At 71.4% G+C, this 23789-nt stretch carries 20 protein-coding genes and 1 pseudogene; 13 read left to right on the forward strand and 8 right to left on the reverse strand.

Going from position 1 to position 23789, the window contains the following annotated elements; all coding sequences use genetic code 11:
• The 3 genes from xdhC to ACZ6IM_RS19740 all read left to right on the forward strand — a co-directional run bounded on the left by xdhC (position 1) and on the right by ACZ6IM_RS19740 (position 3681).
• Positions 1-810 (forward strand): xanthine dehydrogenase accessory protein XdhC, encoded by an 810-nt coding sequence (gene xdhC / locus ACZ6IM_RS19730; RefSeq protein ID WP_469557784.1) that lies wholly within the window; start codon positions 1-3, stop codon positions 808-810.
• Positions 811-1004: 194 nt separating this feature from the next.
• Positions 1005-1508, forward strand: a complete 504-nt coding sequence (locus ACZ6IM_RS19735) for a nucleoside deaminase (protein WP_052839647.1) — start codon at positions 1005-1007, stop codon at positions 1506-1508.
• Positions 1509-1638: 130 nt separating this feature from the next.
• On the forward strand, positions 1639-3681 hold the full coding sequence (locus ACZ6IM_RS19740; protein WP_469557786.1) for a thioredoxin domain-containing protein: 2043 nt from the start codon (positions 1639-1641) through the stop codon (positions 3679-3681).
• An 11-nt stretch (positions 3682-3692) separates the two neighbouring features.
• Here the strand turns inward: ACZ6IM_RS19740 and ACZ6IM_RS19745 are convergent, their stop codons facing one another.
• Positions 3693-4421, reverse strand: coding sequence for a Mut7-C RNAse domain-containing protein (locus ACZ6IM_RS19745; RefSeq protein WP_052839645.1), 729 nt, complete (start codon positions 4419-4421; stop codon positions 3693-3695).
• A gap of 96 nt (positions 4422-4517) precedes the next feature.
• The gene (gene trhA / locus ACZ6IM_RS19750; protein ID WP_469557788.1) at positions 4518-5222 is read right to left on the reverse strand and encodes a PAQR family membrane homeostasis protein TrhA; all 705 of its coding nucleotides are present in this window, start codon (positions 5220-5222) and stop codon (positions 4518-4520) included.
• 286 nt (positions 5223-5508) lie between these two features.
• Here trhA and ACZ6IM_RS19755 point away from each other — a divergent pair, with 286 nt between their 5' ends.
• A complete protein-coding gene (locus ACZ6IM_RS19755) occupies positions 5509-7338 on the forward strand; it encodes a phosphoenolpyruvate carboxykinase (GTP) (RefSeq protein WP_469557790.1) in 1830 nt (609 codons plus the stop codon).
• Positions 7339-7660: 322 nt separating this feature from the next.
• Positions 7661-7843 carry a hypothetical protein gene (locus ACZ6IM_RS19760; RefSeq protein WP_052839642.1) on the forward strand — a complete coding sequence of 61 codons (183 nt, stop codon included), beginning with the start codon at positions 7661-7663 and terminating at the stop codon, positions 7841-7843.
• Positions 7844-7931: 88 nt separating this feature from the next.
• Here the strand turns inward: ACZ6IM_RS19760 and ACZ6IM_RS19765 are convergent, their stop codons facing one another.
• From ACZ6IM_RS19765 to ACZ6IM_RS19780, 4 genes are all read right to left on the reverse strand, one after another.
• Positions 7932-8354 carry an SCO4983 family protein gene (locus ACZ6IM_RS19765; protein WP_052839641.1) on the reverse strand — a complete coding sequence of 141 codons (423 nt, stop codon included), beginning with the start codon at positions 8352-8354 and terminating at the stop codon, positions 7932-7934.
• Positions 8355-8479: 125 nt separating this feature from the next.
• Positions 8480-9691: a pyridoxal phosphate-dependent aminotransferase gene (locus ACZ6IM_RS19770; RefSeq protein WP_052839640.1), complete on the reverse strand. Its 1212-nt coding sequence runs from the start codon at positions 9689-9691 to the stop codon at positions 8480-8482.
• A gap of 98 nt (positions 9692-9789) precedes the next feature.
• Positions 9790-11412 carry an N-acyl-D-amino-acid deacylase family protein gene (locus ACZ6IM_RS19775; RefSeq protein ID WP_469557792.1) on the reverse strand — a complete coding sequence of 541 codons (1623 nt, stop codon included), beginning with the start codon at positions 11410-11412 and terminating at the stop codon, positions 9790-9792.
• 21 nt (positions 11413-11433) lie between these two features.
• Entirely contained in the window at positions 11434-12729 is a 1296-nt protein-coding gene (locus tag ACZ6IM_RS19780) for an amino acid deaminase (protein ID WP_052839638.1), read from the reverse strand.
• A gap of 230 nt (positions 12730-12959) precedes the next feature.
• Between ACZ6IM_RS19780 and ACZ6IM_RS19785 the strand changes: the two genes are divergently transcribed.
• The 7 genes from ACZ6IM_RS19785 to ACZ6IM_RS19815 all read left to right on the forward strand — a co-directional run bounded on the left by ACZ6IM_RS19785 (position 12960) and on the right by ACZ6IM_RS19815 (position 20069).
• Complete coding sequence (locus ACZ6IM_RS19785; RefSeq protein WP_052839637.1) at positions 12960-14021, forward strand: sugar kinase; 1062 nt, start codon at positions 12960-12962, stop codon at positions 14019-14021.
• Positions 14018-14782 (forward strand): IclR family transcriptional regulator, encoded by a 765-nt coding sequence (locus ACZ6IM_RS19790; protein ID WP_052839636.1) that lies wholly within the window; start codon positions 14018-14020, stop codon positions 14780-14782. The genes ACZ6IM_RS19785 and ACZ6IM_RS19790 overlap by 4 nt, the downstream gene beginning before the upstream one ends.
• Positions 14779-15189 carry a RidA family protein gene (locus ACZ6IM_RS19795; RefSeq protein WP_052839635.1) on the forward strand — a complete coding sequence of 137 codons (411 nt, stop codon included), beginning with the start codon at positions 14779-14781 and terminating at the stop codon, positions 15187-15189. Before ACZ6IM_RS19790 ends, ACZ6IM_RS19795 begins: the two co-directional genes overlap by 4 nt.
• Positions 15190-15315: 126 nt before the next feature.
• On the forward strand, positions 15316-16809 hold the full coding sequence (locus tag ACZ6IM_RS19800) for a GntP family permease (RefSeq protein ID WP_469557795.1): 1494 nt from the start codon (positions 15316-15318) through the stop codon (positions 16807-16809).
• Between the two features lie 104 nt (positions 16810-16913).
• Positions 16914-17579: a hypothetical protein gene (locus tag ACZ6IM_RS19805; protein ID WP_469557797.1), complete on the forward strand. Its 666-nt coding sequence runs from the start codon at positions 16914-16916 to the stop codon at positions 17577-17579.
• A gap of 67 nt (positions 17580-17646) precedes the next feature.
• Entirely contained in the window at positions 17647-18969 is a 1323-nt protein-coding gene (locus tag ACZ6IM_RS19810; protein ID WP_052839632.1) for an Nramp family divalent metal transporter, read from the forward strand.
• A 143-nt stretch (positions 18970-19112) separates the two neighbouring features.
• A complete protein-coding gene (locus ACZ6IM_RS19815; RefSeq protein ID WP_052839631.1) occupies positions 19113-20069 on the forward strand; it encodes a hypothetical protein in 957 nt (318 codons plus the stop codon).
• Positions 20070-20096: 27 nt separating this feature from the next.
• Here ACZ6IM_RS19815 and ACZ6IM_RS19820 read toward each other — a convergent pair.
• Both ACZ6IM_RS19820 and ACZ6IM_RS19825 read right to left on the reverse strand, forming a co-directional pair.
• Positions 20097-20399 (reverse strand): annotated as a pseudogene (locus ACZ6IM_RS19820) (sigma factor-like helix-turn-helix DNA-binding protein); the annotation flags it as partial.
• Positions 20400-20751: 352 nt separating this feature from the next.
• Positions 20752-22461, reverse strand: coding sequence for a chitinase (locus ACZ6IM_RS19825; protein WP_469557800.1), 1710 nt, complete (start codon positions 22459-22461; stop codon positions 20752-20754).
• 306 nt (positions 22462-22767) lie between these two features.
• On the opposite strand from ACZ6IM_RS19825, the gene ACZ6IM_RS19830 reads away from it, so the two are divergent.
• Positions 22768-23724 carry a hypothetical protein gene (locus ACZ6IM_RS19830; protein ID WP_469557802.1) on the forward strand — a complete coding sequence of 319 codons (957 nt, stop codon included), beginning with the start codon at positions 22768-22770 and terminating at the stop codon, positions 23722-23724.
• Positions 23725-23789: the final 65 nt, after the last annotated feature.

Here is a 23789-nt window from a genome sequence, read left to right on the forward strand (position 1 = left end):
ATGACCTGGGTCGCCGCGGTCGCGCGGTTGCGGGCACGCCGGGAGCCCGGCGTGCTGGTGACCGTCGCGACCGTGCGCGGCCACGCGCCGCGTGACGCCGGTGCGAAACTCGTCGTGGGGCGGACCGGGACCTGGGGATCGATCGGCGGCGGCAACGTCGAGGCCGTCGCCATCGACCGGGCCCGGGAGATGATCGCCGCGGCCGAGCCGGAACCGGAGATGCTCGACTTCGCCCTGAACGACAAGGTGACCAACCGGCACGGCGTGCAGTGCTGCGGCGGGACCGTCGCGCTGCTGCTGGAACCGCTGCCGGTGGTCCGGGCGGTGGCGGTCTTCGGCGTCGGGCACGTCGGTCTGGAACTGGCGCGCATCCTGGCGCGTCAGGACCTCGACCTCCACCTGGTCGACAGCCGCGCCGACATGCTCACCGAGGAGCGCCTCGGCGTGCTGGGGGACGCGGTGGCGCAGGTGCACACGCACCACACGCCGCTGCTGCCGGAGGGGGTGCTGGCCGAACTGCCGCCCGGCACCCACGTCCTGATCATGACCCACGACCACGCCGAGGACGCCGCCCTGTGCGACGCCGCCCTGCGCACCGGCCACCTCGGTTCCGTCGGGCTGATCGGATCGGCGGCCAAGTGGGCGCGGTTCCGCAAGCGCCTCGCCACCGAGGGCGGCCACGACGACGCCGTCATCGACCGGATCAAGACCCCGATCGGGCTGGCCGACATCACCGGCAAGGAGCCCGCGACCATCGCCGTGAGCGTCGCGGCCGACCTGCTGCGCACCTTCGAGGCCGAGGGGGACTGACCCCTTCCGCGGCGGTTGCCCGTCCTTGTGGGAACCTACGAAGCGCCGGTCGCGGCCGGTCCGTAGTTCATGTTTTCGGCCCCTGGCCGGGTGCCGCGGGCGAGCTGTGTACTGCTCCTACGAATCCTCCTCCCCGTGAGTCCGTAGGCCCGCACGCCGTACTCCGCACGCTGCCTGCCCAAGAAGGAGCACGCATGACGACCGACACCATCGAGACCGGCATCCGCGAGTTCGAGCGCGCCTGGATGGACAAGGCCATCGAGCTGGCCACCACCAGCGTCCGCGACGGCGGCGGCCCCTTCGGCGCCCTGATCGCCAAGGGCGGCGACGTCGTCGCCCTCGGCAGCAACCAGGTCACCTCCAGCCTCGACCCCACGGCACACGCCGAGGTCAGCGCCATCCGCGCCGCCTGCAAGACGCTCGGCACGTTCAGCCTGGAGGGCTGCACGCTCGTCACGTCCTGCGAGCCCTGCCCGATGTGCCTGTCCTCGGCGCTGTGGGCCCGCGTCGACCGGCTCGTCTTCTGCGCCGACCGCCACGACGCCGCCGTGGCCGGCTTCGACGACCGCAAGTTCTACGACCTGTTCGAGAAGCGGCCCCAGGACCTGTGGCCCATGACCGTGGAACACCTCGACCTGCCCCACCGCACCCAGCCGTTCGACGCATGGATCGCCAAGACCGACCGCGTCGACTACTGAGTCATCGACTGGGCCGACCACCATGTCGACCGCCGAGAAGAGCCTTTCCGAGGGCTCCGGCCGCCCCGTCCGTACGCCCCGCACCCGTGGCGTACGGACGGGGCGGCGGCGCGTGCGCCAGGATGGGGGCATGCCCAACCGACTTGCGCAGGCGACGTCCCCCTACCTCCTCCAGCACGCGGAGAACCCGGTCGACTGGTGGCCGTGGGAGGCCGAGGCGTTCGAGGAAGCCCGGCGGCGCGGCGTCCCCGTGCTGCTGAGCGTCGGCTACAGCGCGTGCCACTGGTGCCACGTCATGGCGCACGAGTCGTTCGAGGACGGAGCCACCGCCGAGTACCTCAACTCGCACTTCGTGAGCGTCAAGGTCGACCGCGAGGAGCGCCCCGACATCGACGCCGTCTACATGGAGGCCGTGCAGGCGGCGACCGGACAGGGCGGCTGGCCCATGACCGTGTTCCTCACGCCGGACGCGGAGCCCTTCTACTTCGGCACCTACTTCCCGCCCGAGCCCCGGCACGGCATGCCCTCCTTCCGCCAGGTGCTCCAGGGCGTCCAGCAGGCCTGGGCCGAGCGGCGCGACGAGGTCGACGAGGTCGCCGGGAAGATCGTCCGGGACCTCGCCGGGCGGGAGATCTCCTACGGCGACGCGCAGGCGCCCGGCGAGGAGCAGCTCGGCCAGGCGCTGCTCGGACTCACCCGGGAGTACGACGCGCAGCGCGGCGGGTTCGGCGGGGCGCCGAAGTTCCCGCCGTCCATGGCGATCGAGTTCCTGCTGCGCCACCACGCCCGCACCGGCGCCGAGGGCGCGCTCCAGATGGCGCGGGACACCTGCGAGCGGATGGCGCGCGGCGGGATCTACGACCAGCTGGGCGGCGGCTTCGCCCGCTACTCCGTGGACCGCGAGTGGGTCGTGCCGCACTTCGAGAAGATGCTCTACGACAACGCCCTGCTGTGCCGCGTGTACACCCACCTGTGGCGGGCCACCGGCTCGGACCTGGCCCGCCGGGTCGCTCTGGAGACCGCCGACTTCATGGTGCGGGAACTACGCACTGCCGAGGGCGGGTTCGCCTCCGCGCTGGACGCCGACAGCGACGACGGCACCGGGAGGCACGTCGAGGGCGCCTACTACGTGTGGACGCCCGCGCAACTCACCGAGGTCCTCGGCGCCGAGGACGCGGAGTCGGCCGCGCAGTACTTCGGCGTGACCCAGGAGGGCACCTTCGAGCACGGCGCCTCCGTGCTCCAACTGCCGCAGCAGGAAGGCGTCTTCGACGCCGCGAAAATCGCGTCGGTCCGGGAGCGGCTGCTCGCCGCGCGGGACGGACGCCCCGCCCCTGGCCGCGACGACAAGGTGGTCGCCGCCTGGAACGGCCTGGCGATCGCCGCGCTCGCCGAGACCGGCGCCTGCTTCGAGCGCCCCGACCTGGTCGAGGCCGCCGTCGCCGCCGCCGATCTGCTGGTGCGCGTGCACCTCGACGAGCAGGTCCGGCTCACCCGCACCAGCAAGGACGGCCGGGCCGGCGCCAACGCCGGGGTGCTGGAGGACTACGCCGACGTGGCCGAGGGCTTCCTCGCGCTGGCGTCGGTCACCGGGGAGGGCGTCTGGCTGGACTTCGCCGGTTTCCTGCTCGACCACGTCCTCACCCGCTTCACGGACGAGTCCGGCTCGCTGTACGACACCGCGGCCGACGCCGAGCAGCTGATCCGCCGCCCGCAGGACCCCACCGACAACGCCACCCCGTCCGGCTGGAGCGCCGCCGCGGGCGCCCTGCTGTCGTACGCCGCCCACACCGGCTCCGCACCCCACCGCACCGCCGCCGAGCGCGCCCTCGGCGTGGTGAAGGCGCTCGGCCCGCGCGTCCCGCGCTTCATCGGCTGGGGGCTGGCGGCCGCCGAGGCGCTGCTCGACGGCCCGCGCGAGGTCGCCGTCGTCGCCGCGGAGCCGAACGACCCCGCCGCGCGCGGGCTGCACCGTACGGCGCTGCTCGGCACCGCGCCCGGGGCGGTCGTCGCCTTCGGCGTGGCCGGGAGCGACGAGTTCCCGCTGCTCGCCGACCGGCCCCTGGTGGGAGGGGCAGCGGCCGCGTACGTCTGCCGGAACTTCACCTGCGACGCGCCGACCACCGAGGCGGAGCGGCTGCGCGCCGCACTGGGCGCCGCCCCGGGCAGCTGAGGGCGGCCTGCTCAGGCGTCCCGGGTGCTGCTCACGGCGCGCTCCACAATGGTCTCCAGCTGTTCGTGGTGCGCGCCCCGCCAGTAGGCGCGGCCGCACGCGGTGCACTGGGCGAAGACGTCGTACGACCGCTGGGTGCCGCCCTTGAGCTGTTCCGCCACCTCTTCCTTGGTGGCCGCCCGGAGCAGCCCGTTGCAGGCGGTGCAGCGCGTCCAGGGGCGCAGCGCGGGCCGGAACCGGTCCAGGACCTGCTGGAGCTGTTCGTCGGGGCGGGTGCTGTAGACGTATGCACCGGCCCACAGCTCGCGGCGGCGCAGCAGTCCCCGGTCGCGGCTGAGCAGGACCCGCTTCTCGGCCGCCGACAGCGCGGCGAGCGCCGGATCGCCGAGGTCCGTCGACTCGTACGCCGTGTCCACGCCGAGCAGCCGCAGCCGGCGGGCCAGGGTGCCGAGGTGCACGTCGAGCAGGAACCGCAGGGGAGCGCCGGGTACCCGCTGGGGGTGCTGGACGGGCCGTACGCGCACCGACTCGCCGCCCGCCGGGACGTGGCCGGGCGGCACCTCGCGGCCGTCGACGAGCAGGGTGCCGACCTCGGTCAGCGGCACGCCGAGGGACTCGACGAGGTGGCCGAGGGTGGAGACGCCGTCGGTGGCCGCGCGGGCGGTGCCGGTGGGGCGGGCGCGCGGGACGAACAGGTGCAGCTCGGGGGCGAACTCGACGTGGATCTCGGGACCGTTCACCCGGTCAGAATGCCACGGGGGCCGGGGCCGGGCCCCGGCCTTTTCGCAGGCCCTGCCGCGGGCCCCCGGCGGGAAGGAGGGCGGAACCCGCGGCGGCTAGTACGCGACCAGCGAGATCCCCACGTAGTGCGCGATGAAGGCGGCCAGCGTGAAGGAGTGGAAGACCTCGTGGAAGCCGAACCAGCGCGGCGAGGGGTTGGGGCGCTTGAGGCCGTAGATCACGCCGCCCGCGCTGTAGAGGAGGCCGCCGACGATCACCAGGACGAGGACGGCGATGCCGCCGGCCCGCATGAACTCGGGCAGGTAGAAGACCGCCGCCCAGCCCATGGCGAGGTAGCAGGGGGTGTAGAGCCAGCGTGGGGCGCCGACCCAGAAGACGCGGAAGACGATCCCGGCCGCGGCGGCCGCCCAGATGCCCCACAGCAGCCACTCGCCCTTGGCGCCGGGCAGCAGCAGCATCGTGAGCGGGGTGTAGGTGCCCGCGATGATCAGGAAGATGTTGGCGTGGTCGAGACGGCGCAGTATGCCGTCCATGCGCGGGCTCCAGTTGCCCCGGTGGTAGAGCGCGCTGACGCCGAACAGCAGGCAGGCCGTCAGGACGTAGACACCGCAGGCTATGCGGCCCTCGTGCGACTCGGCGAGGGCGGTGAGCACCACACCGGCGATCAGGACGGCGGGGAACATGCCCAGGTGAAGCCACCCGCGCAGCTTCGGCTTGACCGGATGCGGGAGGGGGAGCGCTACGGGCCCGCGGCCGCCGGCCGGCAGGTCCCTGGGCGCATCGGGGACGGACGCAGTCATGGACGCATCGTACCTACGGTTCCGTAAGTTACGCATCAGTACGGACGGCTGCCGTCCGGCAAGTGGTCATCGTCTCACGGGGAACCCGGCGGCGCACTCCCGGTTGGAGCACGTGGCGCTCCTCACTCCGCTCAGGTGTGACGCCCTCTGGACAGATGGGCGCTCGCGTCGGATGATCAAATGAGTGCGGTCGACACCGGATGAGCGCCCACGAGGTCACCATCACGCATCCGGGTCGCAGCCCCCACGGGGCCTCCAACAAAAAACCCCTCATTTAGGAGCAATCGTGGCGCGCGACATCGCGGCTCCCTCCGTCCCCACCAACCACCAGGAACTGATCTCGTGGGTGAACGAGATCGCCGAACTGACCCAGCCGGACGCAGTGGTCTGGTGCGACGGATCCGAGGCCGAGTACGAGCGCCTGTGCGGGGAGCTCGTCGAGAAGGGCACCTTCCGCAAACTCGACCCGATCAAGCGCCCCAACTCCTACTACGCGGCCTCCGACCCCTCCGACGTCGCCCGCGTCGAGGACCGGACCTTCATCTGCTCCGCCAAGGAGGAGGACGCCGGCCCGACCAACCACTGGAAGGACCCCGCCGAGATGCGGGAGATCTTCACCGGTGACAAGGGCCAGGGCGGACTGTTCCGCGGCTCCATGCGCGGCCGGACCATGTACGTCGTGCCCTTCTGCATGGGCCCCCTCGGCTCCCCGCTCTCCGCGCTCGGCGTCGAGATCACCGACTCCGCCTACGTCGCGGCCTCCATGCGCACCATGACCCGCATGGGACAGCCGGTCCTGGACGAGCTGGGCGACGAGGGCTTCTTCGTCAAGGCCGTGCACTCCGTCGGCGCCCCGCTGGAGCCCGGCCAGGAGGACGTCCCCTGGCCCTGCAACGGCACCAAGTACATCTCGCACTTCCCCGAGGACCGCGAGATCTGGTCCTACGGCTCCGGCTACGGCGGCAACGCCCTGCTCGGCAAGAAGTGCTACGCCCTGCGCATCGCCTCCGTCATGGCCCGCGACGAGGGCTGGCTCGCCGAGCACATGCTCGTGCTGAAGCTGACCCCGCCCACCGGTGAGCCCAAGTACGTCGCCGCCGCCTTCCCCTCGGCCTGCGGCAAGACCAACCTCGCCATGCTGGAGCCCACGATCTCCGGCTGGACCGTGGAGACCATCGGCGACGACATCGCCTGGATGCGCTTCGGCGAGGACGGCCGCCTGTACGCCATCAACCCCGAGGCCGGCTTCTTCGGCGTCGCGCCCGGCACCGGTGAGCACACCAACGCCAACGCCATGAAGACCCTGTGGGGCAACTCGGTCTTCACCAACGTCGCCCTCACCGACGACGGCGACGTGTGGTGGGAGGGCATGACCGAGGAGACCCCGGCCCACCTCACGGACTGGAAGGGCAACGACTGGACGCCCGAGTCCGGCACGCCCGCCGCCCACCCCAACGCCCGCTTCACCACGCCCGCCGCGCAGTGCCCGATCATCGCGCCGGAGTGGGAGGACCCCAAGGGCGTGCCGATCTCGGCGATCCTCTTCGGCGGGCGCCGCGCCACCGCCGTACCGCTGGTCACCGAGTCCTTCGACTGGAACCACGGCGTCTTCCTCGGCGCCAACGTAGCCTCCGAGAAGACCGCTGCCGCCGAGGGCAAGGTCGGCGAGCTGCGCCGCGACCCGTTCGCCATGCTGCCGTTCTGCGGCTACAACATGGGCGACTACATGGGGCACTGGGTCGACGTGGCCAAGGACAAGCACCAGTCCAAGCTGCCGAAGATCTACTACGTCAACTGGTTCCGCAAGGACGACGAGGGCCGGTTCGTCTGGCCCGGCTTCGGCGAGAACGGCCGCGTCCTGAAGTGGATCGTGGAGCGCCTGGAGGGCAAGGCGGACGGCGTCGAGACCCCGATCGGCGTGCTGCCGGCCAAGGAGTCCCTGGACACCGAGGGGCTCGACCTCGCCGACGCCGACCTGGAGCTCCTGCTCAGTGTCGACAAGGAGGTGTGGCGCGAGGAGGCGGCGCTCGTCCCCGAGCACCTGAACACCTTCGGCGACCACACGCCCGCCGAGCTGTGGGACCAGTACCGGGCGCTGGTGCGGCGCCTGGGCTGAGCACCGTCCCCACCCAGCTCCGTGGCCGGTCCGACTAGCCCTGACCCGCGAAGTCGTCACGAAGGCCGGTCACGAGGGGGTCTCCCCGCGCTCCAGTAGCTCGTCGCAACCCCGGAGCGCGGAGAAGCCCCGCTCGGGCCGGGTCCCCGCACAACGGCGTGCGACGGACCCGGCCCTTCGGCATGTCCGGGCCCGCCCGGCCTCGCGGCCGCTGCGGGCAGGCGACGTCGTGGCCGGTGGGCATGTGCTGCCGCCCTTGCGGTACCCGGAAGGCCGAAGCCGCGCAGAAGCGGAGAGCAGGAAGAGGAAGGAGGGACCCGCCATGGCAGACGGTGGTGATTTCTACTCGCGCGACCGGCCGCGGGACCCCGACCCGCAGCTGGCGGAGGACCGCCCACGCGGTGGTGGCCCGGAGGATCCGCACAGCCGGGGCAACTGGCCCGTGTGGGCGATCGTCCTCGTGGTCATCCTGGTCTTCGTCGTCCTGACGGTGATCTTCGGCTGACCCGCCGGACGGTGGGATGTGTGGCGCCCGGTCCGCGCGTCGCTGCGGGTGCGCGCGGACCGGGGCCGTACGTGGGGCCCGGGAGGGCTCAGCGGGCCGCGAGCTCGCGCGGTTCCAGGGCGGCGGAGTGCGCGTCCATGCGCTCGGCGGTCAGGATCGCCACCGCCGTGTCGGCGCGGGAGGCCGCGACCACCAGGGCGCGGGCCGCCAGGGTGTGCGCCCGCCGGTGCAGGGCCGCCGGACGCGGCTCCGGACGGGCGGCGGCCACCTGGAGGCGGGCCGGCGCCTGACCTCCCCGCAGCCGGGTCACCTGCTCGGCGAGCCGGTCGGCGGCGGTGTCCAGGCCGGTGTCGGGTGCCAGTGCGCGCAGCTCGTCCGTGACGGCGAGCAGTGCGGCGAGATGGCCCGCGAGCTGGATGTCCAGCTCCTCGTCCCGGGACCGGTGGGGGAAGTCGGGGGTGCCGTCGGCCATCGTGCTGTGGACCGACTTGCTGCGGATCGGCTCGTACATGGGATGGCCTCCTGAGTGGTTCAGGAAACCATCCTACATTGGATTCAATCTAAAGTTGACGGGGTTCAGGACACGACCCGGAAACGGCGGTGGTCGAACGTCCGTGACTCGGGAGCGGGCGTGGCTCAGGGCTGGCCGTAGCCGTCCAGGAAGTTCCCGATCCGGTTCACGGCCTCGCGCAGGTCCACGGCCGTCGGCAGGGTCACCACCCGGAAGTGGTCGGGCTCGGGCCAGTTGAACCCGGTGCCCTGGACGACCATGATCTTCTCCTGGCGCAGCAGGTCCAGGACCATGCGCCGGTCGTCCTTGATCTTGAAGACCTTGGGGTCGAGCCGCGGGAAGAGGTACAGCGCGCCCTTCGGCTTCACACAGGTCACACCGGGAATGCTGGTCAGCGCCTCGTGGGCGGCGTCCCGCTGCTCGCGCAGCCGACCGCCGGGCAGCACCAGTTCGTTGATGGTCTGCCGCCCGCTGAGCGCCGCGACCACGCCGTGCTGGCCCGGCATGTTGGCGCACAGACGCATGTTCGCCAGGATCGTCAGGCCCTCGATGTAGGACTCGGCGTGCGCGCGCGGCCCCGAGATCGACATCCACCCGACCCGGTAGCCGGCCACCCGGTACGCCTTCGACATGCCGTTGAAGGTGAGCGTGAGCAGGTCCGGCGCGATCGCGGCGGTCGGGGTGTGCGTGGCCTCGTCGTACAGGATCTTGTCGTAGATCTCGTCGGAGCAGACCAGCAGGTTGTGGCGGCGGGCGATGTCGGTCAGGCCGCGCAGCATCGCCTCGTCGTACACCGCGCCCGTGGGGTTGTTCGGGTTGATGACGACGAGCGCCTTGGTGCGGTCGGTGATCTTCCGCTCCACGTCCGCGAGGTCGGGCATCCAGTCGGACTGCTCGTCGCAGCGGTAGTGCACCGCGGTGCCGCCGGACAGTGAGACGGCGGCCGTCCACAGCGGGTAGTCGGGCGCCGGGACGAGTACCTCGTCGCCGTCGTCCAGCAGGCCCTGCATCGCCATCACGATCAGCTCGGAGACGCCGTTGCCGATGAAGACGTGCTCGACGTCCGTCTCGATGCCGAGGGTCTGGTTGTGCATGACGACCGCCCGGCGCGCCGCCAGCAGGCCCTTGGCGTCGCCGTAGCCGTGCGCCGTGGAGACGTTGCGGAGGATGTCCTCCAGGATCTCCGGCGGGCATTCGAAGCCGAAGGCGGCCGGGTTGCCGGTGTTCAGCTTCAGGATGCGGTGCCCGGCCGCCTCCAGCCGCATGGCCTCCTCGAGCACCGGGCCCCGGATCTCGTAACAGACGTTGGCGAGCTTGGTCGACTGGATCACCTGCATGTCCGTGAGCTTACGACCCGGTTACGTTCCACGGCTCGTGTTATCCGCCACTTGAGACATGCGGTTTGGGTGGGTTTCGTCACTCGCACGTCGTCGGGTCACCGCGCGGCCCCGTGCGGGGACCGCCGCACCGACCGCCCCGCCAGCACGTCCGTGCGCCGCCCGTCCTCCATCACGAACCGCCCGTCGACCAGCACGTACGGGATGCCCGTCGGCAGCACCCGGGGCTCCGCGAACGTGCTGCCCGCCGCGACCGTCGCCGGGTCGAAGAGCACCAGGTCGGCCCGGTACCCCTCGCGGACCAGACCCCGGTCCGCCAGCCGCAGCCGGGCCGCCGGGCGCGAGGTGAGGTGGGCGACGCACTCCTCCAGCGGGAGCACGCCCAGCTCGCGCACGTAGTGCCCCAGGTAGTGCGGGAAGGTGCCGTAGGCGCGCGGGTGCGGCTTGGCGCCCTGGAGGATGCCGTCCGAGCCGCCGGTGTGCACCCGGTGCCGCATGATCGCGCGCACGTTCTCCTCGTGGCCGACGTGCTGGAGGATGGTCGGCGCCAGCCGGTCGGCCAGCAGCAGGTGCCGGACGGTCGTCCACGGGCTCTCGCCGCGCAGCCGCGCCGACTCCAGCACCGTACGGCCCACGTACTCCGCGAGCGCCGGGTCGCCCGTGCCGGAGATCTCGATCGTCTCCCACTCCATGGGCACGCCGTGCGAGCCGTCGGAGCCCAGCTCCTCCATGTGGTGCCGGATGCGCTCGGCGGTGCCGTCGTCCGCCAGCCGCTTCATGATCTGCTCCGGGCCGCCCTCGCTCGCCCAGCTCGGCAGCAGCGCCACGAGGGTGGTGCAGCCGGGGGTGTACGGGTAGGTGTCGAGCGTGATGTCGGCGCCGCCGGCCAGCGCCTCGTCGAGCAGGGTCAGCAGCTCGGGCGCCTTGCCCTTGTTCACGCCGAAGTTCATCGTGGCGTGGGCGAGGTGGAGGGGACAGCCCGCCTCCCGGGTCAGCTCCACCATCTCCTCGTACGCCTTGAGGGCCCCGGCGCCGTAGGAGCGGTGGTGCGGGCAGTAGTAGCCGCCGTACGACGCCACCACTCGGCACAGCTCGGTCAGCTCGGCGTCCTTGGCGTACATGCCGGGCGTGTACGTCAGCCCGGACGACATGCCGACCGCGCCCTGCTCCAGGCCCTCGGCGACCAGGCGCCGCATGTGCTCCAGCTCCGACCCGGTCGCCTCCCGGTCGTCCCAGCCGACGGCGAGGGCGCGCACCGTGCCCTGCGGGATCAGGTAGGCGGCGTTGACCGCGATGCCCTCGTCCAGCCGGTCCAGGTACTCGCCGACCGACCGCCAGTCGAAGTCGATGTCGTCGCCCGAGCCGTTCCACCCGGCGATCGCGCGGCGCACCTCGCCGAGGGTGCGGTCGTCGACCGGCGCGTACGACAGCCCGTCCTGGCCGATGACCTCCAGGGTCACGCCCTGCGCGGCCTTGGCGCTGTGGTCGGGGTCCCGCAGCAGCGCCAGGTCGCTGTGGGCGTGCATGTCGATGAAGCCGGGGGAGAGGACCAGGCCCTCGGCGTCCAGCTCGCGGCGCGCCTTCGGGCGCTGGCAGCCGGCGGCCGCCGCCTCCTTGACGATCGAGACGATCCGGCCGCCGTCGACCACGACGTCGGCGCGGTAGGAGTCGGCGCCGGAGCCGTCCACGACGTCGGCGTCCCTGATGACCAGCTCTTCCATGCCTGGCTCCTCCTGGCTTCTCTAGAAGAACGTGCGGATGTAGTCGACGACCGTCCCGTCCGCCTCGGCGACCGGGATCAGCTGCCACTTGTCGAAGGAGGTGCACGGGTGGGACAGGCCCGTCCCGAGCCAGTCGCCGACCTCCAGGTCCGCCTCCCCGGTCGTGCGCAGCCAGGCGTGCTGGTCGGACAGGCCGGTCACCTCGATGCCGGTGGCCGGGCGCTCCACGCCGTCGCGGCGCACCACCTGGGCGAAGGGCAGGTGCAGGTCGTACGCAGCGTCCCGTTTGCCCGCGTTGGTGAACGCCTGCTCGGGGGAGGGACGGGAGACGACCTGGCTCCACAGCCGGAAGGCGGGCTCCAGGGCGCCCTCCTGGGGGACCCGGTTGAAGGGGGTCAGTTCGCGGTAGTGGCCGTCGTCGTGGGAGACGTACGCGCCCGAGCGCAGCAGCTTCAGCACGGGCCGGGAGAGGCCGGGAACCTCGGCGAACACGTCGGCCACCGCGTCGAACCAGGCGCTGCCGCCCGCGCTCAGCACGATGTCGTCCAGCCCGTCGAACCGCCCCGCCTTGTCGAAGTCGACGGCCAGCGCGACCAGCCGCCGCAGCCACGCGTGCACGCGCTCCGGGTCGGCGTCCGGCACCTCGCCCTCGTACCCGGCGACCCCGGCCAGCCGCAGGGTCCGCGCCCCGGCCACCGCGTCGGCGACCGCCGCGCACTCGGCCTCGGTGCGCACACCGGTCCGGGCACCCTCACCGGCGCCCAGCTCGACCACGACGTCCAGCGGCCGGACGGCGCCCGCGTCCGTCAGGGCGGCGTCCATCAGCTCCGCGCCGCGCACGGAGTCGACGTAGCAGACGAAGCGGAAGTCGGGGTCGGCGTCCAGCTCGGCGGAGATCCAGCGCAGGGCGGCGGCGTCGACCAGTTCGTTGGCCAGGAAGACACGCTGGATGCCGAAGGCCCGCGCCACCCGTACCTGGTGCGGCACGGCGAGCGTGATGCCCCAGGCGCCGTGCTCGATCTGGCGGTGGAAGAGCTGCGGGGCCATGGAGGTCTTGCCGTGCGGCGCGAAGGCGAGGCCGTGCCGGGCGGAGTACGTCTCCATGAGCTTCAGGTTGTGCTCCAGGCGCTCGGCGGACAGCGCGAGGACGGGAGAGGTGAAACCGCCGGTGAAGAGGTTGCGGCGCTGTCCGGCCAACTCGGCGACGGTCAGACCGTACGCGTCCGGCGGGAGGCCCTTGAAGCGGTGGTCGACGTGCTCCTCGGCCAGCTTGGCGAGAGCGTCGCGGCCGGTGGCGGGGCCGGAGTCGAGGGCCATGGAGCCTCCCTGGTCTGATGCGTTGCAAACTCTGCAACGACCATTGCGTATATCGCTTAGTGCTGTCTAACATCTCGGCGAACGCGGGGTCAACGGAGCCGCCGCCCGCGGGACGCGAAGACGAGACGCAGGACGAGCCGGACGGCCCGGACGACCGGAAGATCCGGACGGCCCGACGATCCGGACGACCCGGACCGCGCGACGACGCCAGACGAGGAGCCCCCACCATCGTGACCGCCATCGGACGAACCAGCACCGCCCCCGACGTCGTGGACGTCGTCGCGCTCGGCGAGTCCATGGTCACCTTCCTTCCCTCCCGCCCCGGGCGCCTCGCCGACGTTCCCTCCTTCGACAGGGCCATCGGCGGTGCCGAGTCCAACCTGGCCTGCGTGCTCGCCGCCGCCGGACACTCCGCCCGCTGGGTCGGCCGGGTCGGCGCCGACGGCTTCGGCGACCACCTCGTCGAGGCGATCGGCGCCTACGGCGTCGACGTCTCCGCCGTGCGCCGCGACCCCGCACGCCCGACCGGCATCTACTTCCGCACCGCCGGGGACCGGGCCACCGACGCCCACGAGGTGGCGTACTACCGGGCGGGCTCCGCGGCCTCCGCGATGTCCGTCGACACCATGGACCTGGACGCCATCCGCTCCGGCCGCGTCCTGCACCTGTCCGGCATCACCCCCGCGCTCTCCGCCGACTGCCTCGGCCTGATGCGCGAGCTGACCGCCCGCCGCCCCGGTCGCCCTCTCGTCTCCTTCGACGTCAACCACCGCCCCGGCCTGTGGCGCGACGCCGGTCACGGGCACGGCCCCGAGGTGCTCCTCGAACTGGCCCGCGGCGCCGACCTGGTCTTCGTCGGCGAGGACGAGGCCTGGGGGCTGGGCGGTCCCGAGGCCGTACGCGCCGCGCTGCCCGAACCCGAGCTGCTCGTCGTCAAGCAGGGCGCGAGCGGCGCCACCGCCTTCCACCGCACCGCCGGGACCGGCGACGAGGTCACCTCCGTCCCCGCGCTCACCGTCGACGTCGTCGCCGCCGTCGGCGCGGGCGACGCCTTCGCCGCCGGGTTCCTCTCCGCCACCCTGCGCGGACTGCCCGTACGCGAGCGCCTGCGCCACGGGCACCTCATGGCCGCCGCTGCCCTCACCGTCCCCGGCGACCTGGCGACACCCCCCGCCCGCGACCACGCCGACCGACTGGCCGCCCTCGACGACGGCGCGTGGGGGAGACTGCGACTCGGCCCCGGCTGGACACAGGACGTCCGAGGGGCCGACGAGGAGGTACGTACGCCATGAGTCAGACCGTCGACCGCGCGCTCAGCATCCTGCCGCTGCTCGCCGAGGGCCCCGCCGACCTGGGCCGGGTCGCCGAACGCCTGGACGTGCACAAGTCCACGGCCCTGCGCCTGCTGCGCACCCTCCACGAACACGGCTTCGTCTACCGCCAGTCCGACCAGCGCTACCGCCTGGGCGCCCGGCTGATCTCCCTCGCCCAGGAGGCGATGGAGAACCTCGACGTCCGCGAGATCGCCCACCCCCACCTCGTACGCCTCAACGAACAGGTCGGACACACCGTCCACCTCGCCGTCCACGAGGAGGACGAGGTCCTCTACATCGACAAGGTCGAGAGCCGCTACCCGGTCCGCATGTACTCCCGGATCGGCAAGCCCGTCGCCATCACCGTCGCGGCCGTCGCCAAGCTGCTGCTCGCCGACCTCCCCGAGAACGAGCGGCGGGCCGTGGCCGAGCAGCTCGACTACCCCATGTACACGGCCCGTTCGACACCGAACGCCGACGGGTTCCTCAAGGAACTCGCCAAGGTGCGCGAACAGGGCTGGGCCACCGACCTCGGTGGCCACGAGGAGTCCATCAACTGCGTCGCCGCGCCCATCCGGGGCGCCGATGGCCGGGTGGTCGCCGCCATGTCGGTCTCCGCGCCGAACGTGGTCGTCACCGCCGAGGAACTCCTCACCCTGCTCCCGCTGGTGCGCCGTACGGCGGACGCCATCAGCGGCGAGTACTCCGGCAGGACCCCAGTCAAGGAAGTCACCGCATGACCGACAAGATCGCTCTCACCCCCGCGACCCACACCGTCCCCCCGGCGAAGTTCAGCCACGGCGTGAAGAAGGGCAACATCCTCCAGGTCGCCGGCCAGGTCGGCTTCCTGCCCCACGAGGAGGGCAAGGCCCCCACCCCGGCCGGGCCGACCCTGCGTGAGCAGACCCTCCAGACCCTCGCCAACGTCAAGGCGATCCTGGAGGAGGGCGGCGCCTCCTGGGACGACGTGATGATGATCCGCGTCTACCTCACGGACGTGGACCACTTCGCCGAGATGAACGAGATCTACAACGCCTACTTCGAGGAGCAGGGCCTCACCCAGCCGCCCGCCGCGCGCACGACCGTGTACGTCGGTCTGCCGGCCGGCCTCCTCATCGAGATCGACGCGCTCGCCGTCCTGGGCTGACCGTCCCCCCTCCCCGCCCGTCCGACCATCTGCATGTGAACGGCACGGCGTCCCTCACCCCCGGGGGCGCCGTGCCGCGCTCCACCCTGCCCGAAAGCTCCATGTACTTATCCAGAGGACCCCCGTATGTCCTGTCCGTCTTATACAACTCTCCAGTTCGCCGCCGCCGCCCCGGAGACGCCGCCCCACACCGGCGGGCTGCTCACCCTGATCGACGGCACGGCCGGTCTGCTGATCGTCGCCGCCATCGGCATCGCGCTCCTGCTCTTCCTCATCATCAAGGCGCGGTTGCAGCCCTTCGTCGCGCTGCTCGCCGTCTCCATAGCCGTCGGCCTGCTCGCCGGTCTCTCGGTCACCGAACTCTTCGGCACCGTGCAGAAGTCGGACGCCGTCTCCACGATCGAGTCCGGGATGGGCGGCATCCTCGGCCACGTCGCCATCATCATCGGCCTGGGCACCATGCTCGGCGCGATCCTCGAAGTCAGCGGCGGGGCACAGGTGCTGGCCTCACGGCTCCTCCGCCTCTTCGGGGAGAAGCGCGCCCCGCTCGCCATGGGGCTCACCGGCCTGATCTTCGGCATCCCGGTCTTCTTCGACGTGGGCATCTTCGTCCTCGCACCCATCGTCTACGCCGCCGCCAAGCGCTCCGGCAAGTCGATCCTGCTCTACTGCCTGCCGCTGCTGGCGGGCCTGTCCATGACCCACGCCTTCCTGCCGCCGCACCCCGGCCCGGTGGCCGCGGCCGGACTGCTGAACGTGAAGCTCGGCTGGATCATCCTCATGGGCATCGTCTGCGGCATCCCCGCCGTCCTCGCCGCCTGGGTGTTCTCCGCCTGGATCGGCCGCCGCATCTTCGTGCCGGTGCCGCAGGACATGGTCGAGGCGGCCGAGGAGGCCAAGCAGGCCGTCATCGAGGAGCAGCGCAAGGCCGGTGTCGCGCCGACCGAGAGCCCCGTCGCGCTCGGCACGGTCCTCGGCATCATCGGCACCCCGCTGGTCCTGATCCTCGCCGCGACCTTCTCCTCCATCGCCCTGGACCCCTCCACTCTCCGCTCGGTGATCGAGTTCTTCGGCAACCCGTTCGTCGCCCTGACCATCGCCCTGCTCCTCGCCTACTACCTGCTCGGCATCCGGCGCGGCTGGTCCCGCAAGTCCCTGGAGACCGTCTCGACGGCCTCGCTGAAGCCGGTCGGCAACATCCTGCTGGTGGTCGGCGCCGGCGGGGTCTTCGGCGCCGTGCTCAAGGCCAGCGGCGTCGCCCAGGCACTCTCCGACACCTTCAACGACGTCGGCCTGCCGGTGATCGTCCTCGCCTACCTGATCTCCGTGGTGCTGCGGGTCGCGCAGGGCTCGGCGACGGTGGCCATCGTGACGACGGCGGGCATCGTGGCGCCGCTGCTCGCCGAGGGCGACCACTCGCAGGCGTTCGTCGCCCTGGTCATCATGGCCATCTCGGCCGGCTCCATCTTCGCCTCGCACGTCAACGACGGCGGCTTCTGGATGGTCGCCAAGTACTTCGGCATCAGCGAGCGGGACACCCTCAAGACGTGGACGGTGCTGGAGAGCGTGCTGTCGGTCGCCGGGTTCGTGGTGGCCGCGGTGGTGAGCCTGTTCGTGTAGGCGGGGCCCGCCCGTACGACGCGTACGGGCGGCTCGTGTAGGCGTCTGATAACGAAGTCGGGGCTGGCTGTGTCCGACACAGGATCGTCGACCATACTGCCCGCGTGGAGCAGCGCAGAGGATCGACGAGCCAGCCCCTGGAAGGCGCCGGATTCGACCCGGCATTCATCCCCGGGCTCACCGCCCCCGTGACCGGTGGGCCCGAGGACGTGAGACGCGACGAGGCCGACGCGGTCGACGACGCCGAGGCGGAGACCGAGCAGCCCTCGGAGTCCACGGAGTCCACGGAGTCCTCGGCGTCCTCGGTCGTCGGCGAACCGCCCGCCGAGGACGCCGCGGAACCGGACAGCGAGGCCCCGGTGGACGGCCCCGTCTTCGAGGCCGCCGACCGCCGCGCGAAGATCGTCGCCGACCACAGGGGCGTACGCCTCTCCCTGGACGACCAGAGCTGCGAGTTCCGCTGGGACGAGGTCGGGGCCGTGGAGACGGAGACCGGCCGCTTCGGCAAGCGGTTCACGGTGACGGTGCACACGCCGGACCGCCGCTGGTACCCGATCGAGATCGAGGCCGCGTCCCGGAGCCGCTTCGCGGAGTGGGAATCGGCTCTGGACGAGGTCCTGGACGCGTACTTCGAGGACGGCGAGGCGCAGGCCGCGGCCGACTCGGAAGCCGACTCGGAAGGTGAATCGGAACCCGGGACGGAAGCCGGAGCCGAGGGCGCCAGCCGGGCCGCGAAGGACGACGAGGAGACCACGGCCCGCGCGGAGTAGGCGCATCGGGTGAAGATCCGTGCACGCCCTCTTGTCGCACCGGCGGCCATGGGCTTTCTTGACCCCCATGGCGGACACCACGGGCAACACCTCAGACGTAGGCGTATCGGGCGGCGCCGACCGGGCTCCCCGCAAGTCCAGTTGGCGCTACATCGGCCCCGGCATCGTGGTGGCGGCGACCGGTGTGGGCGCCGGCGACCTCGTGGCCACCCTCATCGCGGGCAGCAACTTCGGTTACACCCTGCTCTGGGCGGCGGTCATCGGCTGCCTGGTGAAGATCTCCCTCGCCGAGGCGTGCGGCCGCTGGCACCTGGCCACCGGCCGCACCCTGTTCGACGGCTGGGCCAGCATCGGCTCCTGGACCACGTGGTTCTTCGCGATCTACGCCGTGATCTGGGGCTTCGTCTACGGCGCCGCGGCGATGTCGTCCAGCGCCCTCCCGCTCCAGGCGCTTTTCCCGGACGTGATGGGCCTCGAATGGTGGGGCATCGCCTGCGGCCTGGTGGGCCTGGTCTTCGTCTGGTTCAACAAGTACAACGTCTTCGAGAAGGTCATGACGGTCCTGGTGGGCGTCATGTTCGTGGTGACGGTGTACCTGGCGATCCGCGTCACGCCCCACCTGGGCGACGCCTTCGCCGGACTCCTCCCGGTCCTCCCGGACGAGAAGGACTCGGTCCTCAACACCCTGGGCCTGATCGGCGGCGTGGGCGGCACCATCACGCTGGCCGCGTACGGCTACTGGGTCAACGCCAAGGGCTGGACCAACACCGGCTGGATGAAGGTCATGCGCCTGGACAACCGGGTCGCCTACGCCACCACCGGCATCTTCGTCGTCGCGATGCTCTTCGTCGGCTCCGAGCTGCTGCACTCGGCGAACATCGCGATCGCGAGCGGCGACAAGGGCCTGATCCAGCTCGGCGACATCCTGGAGCAGGAGTACGGCACGGCGACCGGGAAGCTCTTCCTGATCGGCTTCTTCGCCACGAGTTTCACCTCGCTGATCGGCGTCTGGCACGGCGTGAGCCTGATGTTCGCCGACTTCCTGGCCCGCCGCCGGGGCGAACGCGAGGCGCGCGGCGACGAACTGGCCTCGGGCCGCCGCGAGCGCTCCTGGGCCTTCCGCGCCTACCTGCTGTGGCTCACCTTCCCGCCCATCGTCCTGCTCTTCCAGGACGAGCCCTTCCGCCTGATCATCATCTACGGCGTCCTGGGCGCCGCCTTCATGCCCTTCCTCGCCCTCACCCTGATGTGGCTCCTCAACTCCTCCCGCACCCCGCGCGAATGGCGCAACGGCCACCTCAGCAACGGCATGCTCACCGTCGCCGGCCTGCTCTTCCTCGTCCTGTGCGTGAAGCAGATCTGGGACCAGCCGTGGTCGGAGTTCTTCTGACCACGCCTGTCCTTTCGGGCACGCGGCCATGTCCCGAAGGGTGCTCTTCCCGTCCTTCCCGGGTGTCGACGAGTCGTATAGGTCTGATGCTGGAGAACTCTGGCCACCCGGGCCAGGCACTGGCGTCCCTCGGAGGGAACAGCATGCGAGGACACGACCGGCAGTCCGACTACGAGCTCACAGGCCGGCGCAGTGCTGGGGACCGTGGCACGGTCGTGCGGACGGACCAGGCCGCGTCGACGACGGGCCAGTCGTGGTCGGCGGGCGACCTCTCGCCCCATGCGGTGTCGGACCTCCAGAACTCGGCGGGAAACGCAGCCGTCGCCGCGTCCTTGGCGGGGCAGCGGCAGCGGCACGGGTCGCAGCCGCCGGTGCAGCGCATGTTCCAGAAGATGAAGAACGCGGTGAGTGGAAACCGCCCGGCGGCGCCCCAGCAGGTGAACGTGCGCGTGGGTGACGAAGAAGTACCCATGACGCGGCAGGGCGCGTTCTACGTCTTCCGGACGCCCCAGGGCGGCAGGGCGTACATCCACGATGTTGCCGTCGTGAACGGTGTACTCAACGACGACCTCACACCGCATGTGATGAAGTACCGGATGGGCGGCCTCGCCCTGTACCGCGGGATCCCACGCCATCACGAGACCTGGCACGACGTCAACGGTGGGGGGGTGATCCCCCCGCTCGGCAGTGGAGAGCTTCCCGACTACCTGACCAACAACACGTCGTTCATCCCGTTCAGCCCGAGCGAGCAAGTCGCGCGCGCGTCCGCCGTCGCCACGAGGGGGATGTCCGAACGCAATCGCGCCGAGTACGTGCAGGGTTACACGCGGAGCAACGAGAACTTCTTCGTCGGCCTGGTCGCGACGGTCGTGGCCGGCCCCAACCTCGACGTCGGGTTCTTCAACGGAGCCGAGGTCCAGATCCGGGGCCCGCTGCACAGCTTCGACACGGATCACATCCGGATGAGTACCGATGTGCACGAGGCTCTGAACGGCACCCCGGGGAACCCGCCGGAACCGATCAGCGAGAACCGCCCCGGGACACCGAACGAGGAGCAGAAGAAGGAGTTCGAGAAGAAGCACGGCGGCCTGCTGCCCTGAGCCGACGGCGGCCCGGACGGCGGAGGCCTAGGGTCTCGCGTACTCCGAGAGGTCCTCGCCCAGCAGGTCCCGCAGCCGGCCGAGCGCCCGCGAGCACCGGGTCCGTACCGCCGCCGAACTGACGCTGAGCAGGCCGGCGGTCTGCTCGACCGAGCGGTCGTCCCAGTACCGCAGCACGACGACGGCCCGGTCCTTGGCGGGCAGCCGCGCGAGCGCGTCCCGCAGCGTCAGCCGCAGGGACGCGTCCCCGTCGCCGGCGCCGGGCAGACCGGGGAACACGTCGGTCCCGCGCCCGCTGCTGCGGCGCCGCTGGTGGGCGAGGAGGGCGCGGGGTGCACCATGGGCATCACCAGGGACAAGTGGAAGGGTCCGCGTCTGGCGGCCGACGAAGCGCGCGGGGGGTGGGAGCGTTACCGGGGTCCGCTGGCCCCGATGTCCGCCTTCATCTCATTGACGCGGTGGACCCCGCTCGATTGGTCGGAGGCCCAGGCTGTGGTCGTCGAGGAGATCATCCCCGCCCCGGACGGTTGCGTGCACGAGATCGCGCTGACGGATGCGACCGTGCTGGTGCGGTGTGCCGATTTACGGGCGACTTGGGAGACGGCTGGCACCCAGCGAGAGGCCCCTGCCCACGTGGCTGCGGGCAGGGGCCGGGTCGGGTCGGCAGTCGGATCAGCCGGAGTTACGGCAGCGCGTCCACGTGCGCCCCCACTGCGTTGGACCACGCGTTGCCCGCCGTCGCGTCCCAGTTGGTGGACCAGGTCATCGCGCCCCGCAGGTCGGGGTACGTCCGCGGCGGCTTGAAGGAGCCGCAGTTGGTCGCCTTGGTGAGGCAGTCCAGGGCGGCGTTGACCACCGACGGGGAGACGTAGCCGCCGCCCGCCGCCCGGGTGGAGGCCGGCAGGCCCAGGCCCACCTGGGACGGGGCGAGGCCGCCCTCGAGCTGGATGCAGGCCAGGGCGGTGAGGAAGTCGACCGTGCCCTGGGCGTACACCTTGCCGTCGCAGCCCAGCATCGTGCCGCTGTTGTAGTACTGCATGTTGACGACCGTGAGGATGTCCTTCACGTTCAGCGCCGTCTGGAAGTAGCCGCCCTGCGTCGACTGCATGTCGATCGTCTGCGGGGCCATCGTGAGGATCATGGCCGGGCCGGCCTTCGCCGACAGGGCGCGCAGGGCCTGGGTCATGTACGTCGGGTTGAGCCCGTTCTCCAGGTCGATGTCGACGCCGTCGAAGCCGTACTCCTGCATGAGGGAGTGGACGGAGCTCGCGAAGTTCGTCGCGGAGGCGGAGCTGTTCACCGAGACGGTGCCCTTCTCGCCGCCCACCGAGATGATGACCTTCTTGCCCGCAGCCTGCTTGGCGCGCACGTCCGCCTTGAACTGGTCGACGGTGTAGCCGCCGAGCCCGGCGGAGTCCAGGTTGAAGGTCACCGCGCCCGGCGTCGTGGTCGCGTCGGCGAAGGCCACCGCGATGATGTCGTACGCGGACGGCACGTCGGAGATCTTCTGGACCGTCGCCCCGTTGTTGAAGTTCTGCCAGTAGCCGGTCACCGCGTGCTTGGGCAGGTCGCCGCCGTTGCCGCCGTCGTCCGGTGCCGTGGTGCGGGCCGTGACCGCCGCCGACTTGGCCGACTCACCGGCCGCGTTCGTCGCCGTGACCTGGAAGGAGTACGAGGTCGAGGCCGCCAGGCCGGTCACCGTCGCCGACGTGCCGGTCACCGCGGTCACCTTCGTGCCGTCGCGGTAGACGTTGTAGCCGGTGGCGCCCGACACCGTGTTCCAGGCCAGCGAGGCGGAGTTCGGGGTCGTACCGGAGACACTCAGGCCGGCCGGGGCGGACGGGACCGTGGGGTCGGGGTTCCCGTCGCCGCCACCGCCGTCGGGGCCGAAGACGGACAGGTCGTCGACGTAGTACGCCGCCTGCCCGTACCAGCCGTGCGTGTACACCGTCACGGAGGTCGTCGAGGAGCCGGTGCTGAAGGTGGCCTTCAGCTGCTTCCAGGAGGCCGAGTCGGGGGTCCAGGTCGACACGTCCGTCGTGCCGGTGCCCGTCACGCCCAGATAGCTGTAGCCGCCCTGCACCCACGCGCTCAGCGTGTACGTCGAGTTGGGCTTCACCGCGACGCTCTGCGAACAGCGCGCGTTGTCCTGCCCCGCCGGGGTGGCCTTCAGCGCGGCCGAGCCCGCGTGCGCCGGGGAGGCGACGGTGGTGCCGCTGTTAGCCGAGCAGGTCCAGCTGCTCAGCCCGGACTCGAAACCGGCGTTCTTGGCGTTGTTGACGTCGGCGGCCGATGCCGGGCCGACGGCCGTGAACGCGAGTGCCAACGCGGCGGTGACGGCGCCCGTCAAGGAGCCGAGACGTCTTCCGCGCCGTCTGCGTACGGGGTCCACTGCTGCCTCCGGGGGTGAGGTGGGGCGGAATGGGGGACGGTGGCCACCGTTGAGGTACAAGGTGGTCCAGACCAATTGAAGGTGTCAAGAGGTAGGTACGGACCAAGTTCGCGGTCGGGGGCCGGGCGTCGGCCCGCTCTCGAAAATGCTCAACCTGCCCCGTTTTGACGCACCTTGTGCAACACAAGATGTTCCACAGCTACAGAAACGCTGTTCTCCGGTCACAGACGCGTGGATACAGTGCTCAGGTAGTCACGCAGTGAAGTCATCCGGGTGTGCCGGAGTAATACCGGCGGACCGACGGGCATGGGAGACGGGGAGCCGCGCGTGCCAACTGCCATTGCCGTGACCAGTGCCGACATGGCACTGCCGCCGCAGGACGAACGGACGCTGCCCGCGGCCGTGCTCCAGGACGTCGACCGGCGACCCCTGGAACAGGTGCTGGCCGAGCTCCAGACGCTGGTCGACCAGCACGGACACCTGATCGTGGTGTGCTCCGAGGCCGTCCCGGCGAGCGTGGAACGACGCCTGCACACCGTCCGCGCCCTCCTGGAGACCGACCGCATCGCCCTGTTCCGGCCGCCCCTGCCACCGCTCGGAATCGCCGTACTCGCCCGCCAGTTGCGCCAGCTGGCCTCCTGCGACCTCGGCCCCGGCGTCCTCGCCTCCGCCGGCCGGCTGCTCACCCACTACGTCCACGCGGGCGCCCTGCTCGGCTCGGTCGCCCGGCTCGACCACGTCCCCGTGGGCCTGAAGGCGCACGCCAGGTCCTGGGTGCCCGGCAGCCAGTTCGGCGTCGTCGCCCACCCCGTGCCGCAACTGGTGAAGGTCGGGCCCGAAGCCGCCCTGGAGGGACCCGAGTTCGGCACCTGCCTGCTGGTCGCCAAGGGCCAGCTCGCCCCCGACTGGGTCACCGGCACCCTCGCCCCGTCCTGGCGCGTGCAGGGGCTGCGCGAGGCGGCGCTGCCCGCCGAGTCCGCCGCCTGGTGGGGCACGGGGCGGCTGACCGAGTTCTGCGCGTACCTCCCCGACCTCTCGGTCCTCTACCAACTGGTCACGTCCGTACGGCGCAGCGCCTGCCACTGGTGCGGCATCGACGTCATCGGCGACCGCTGCGTGTTCTGCTCCGCCACACCGCCGGTCTACGACGACACCGGCGGCGGAAGCGGCAGCGGGCGTGGCGGTGGCCGGGGCCAGTCGCTGGGCCACCGCCGCGATCCCGCCCTCGGCCGCCGCCGTGAGAGACGGGCCCTGACTGGGTAGGCCCGTAGCGCCCCGACCGCCCGCCCAGTCCGTCCGCCCGGACATCCGACCCCCCAATGAGGTTG

This window comes from Streptomyces sp. NPDC042336, assembly GCF_055581985.1.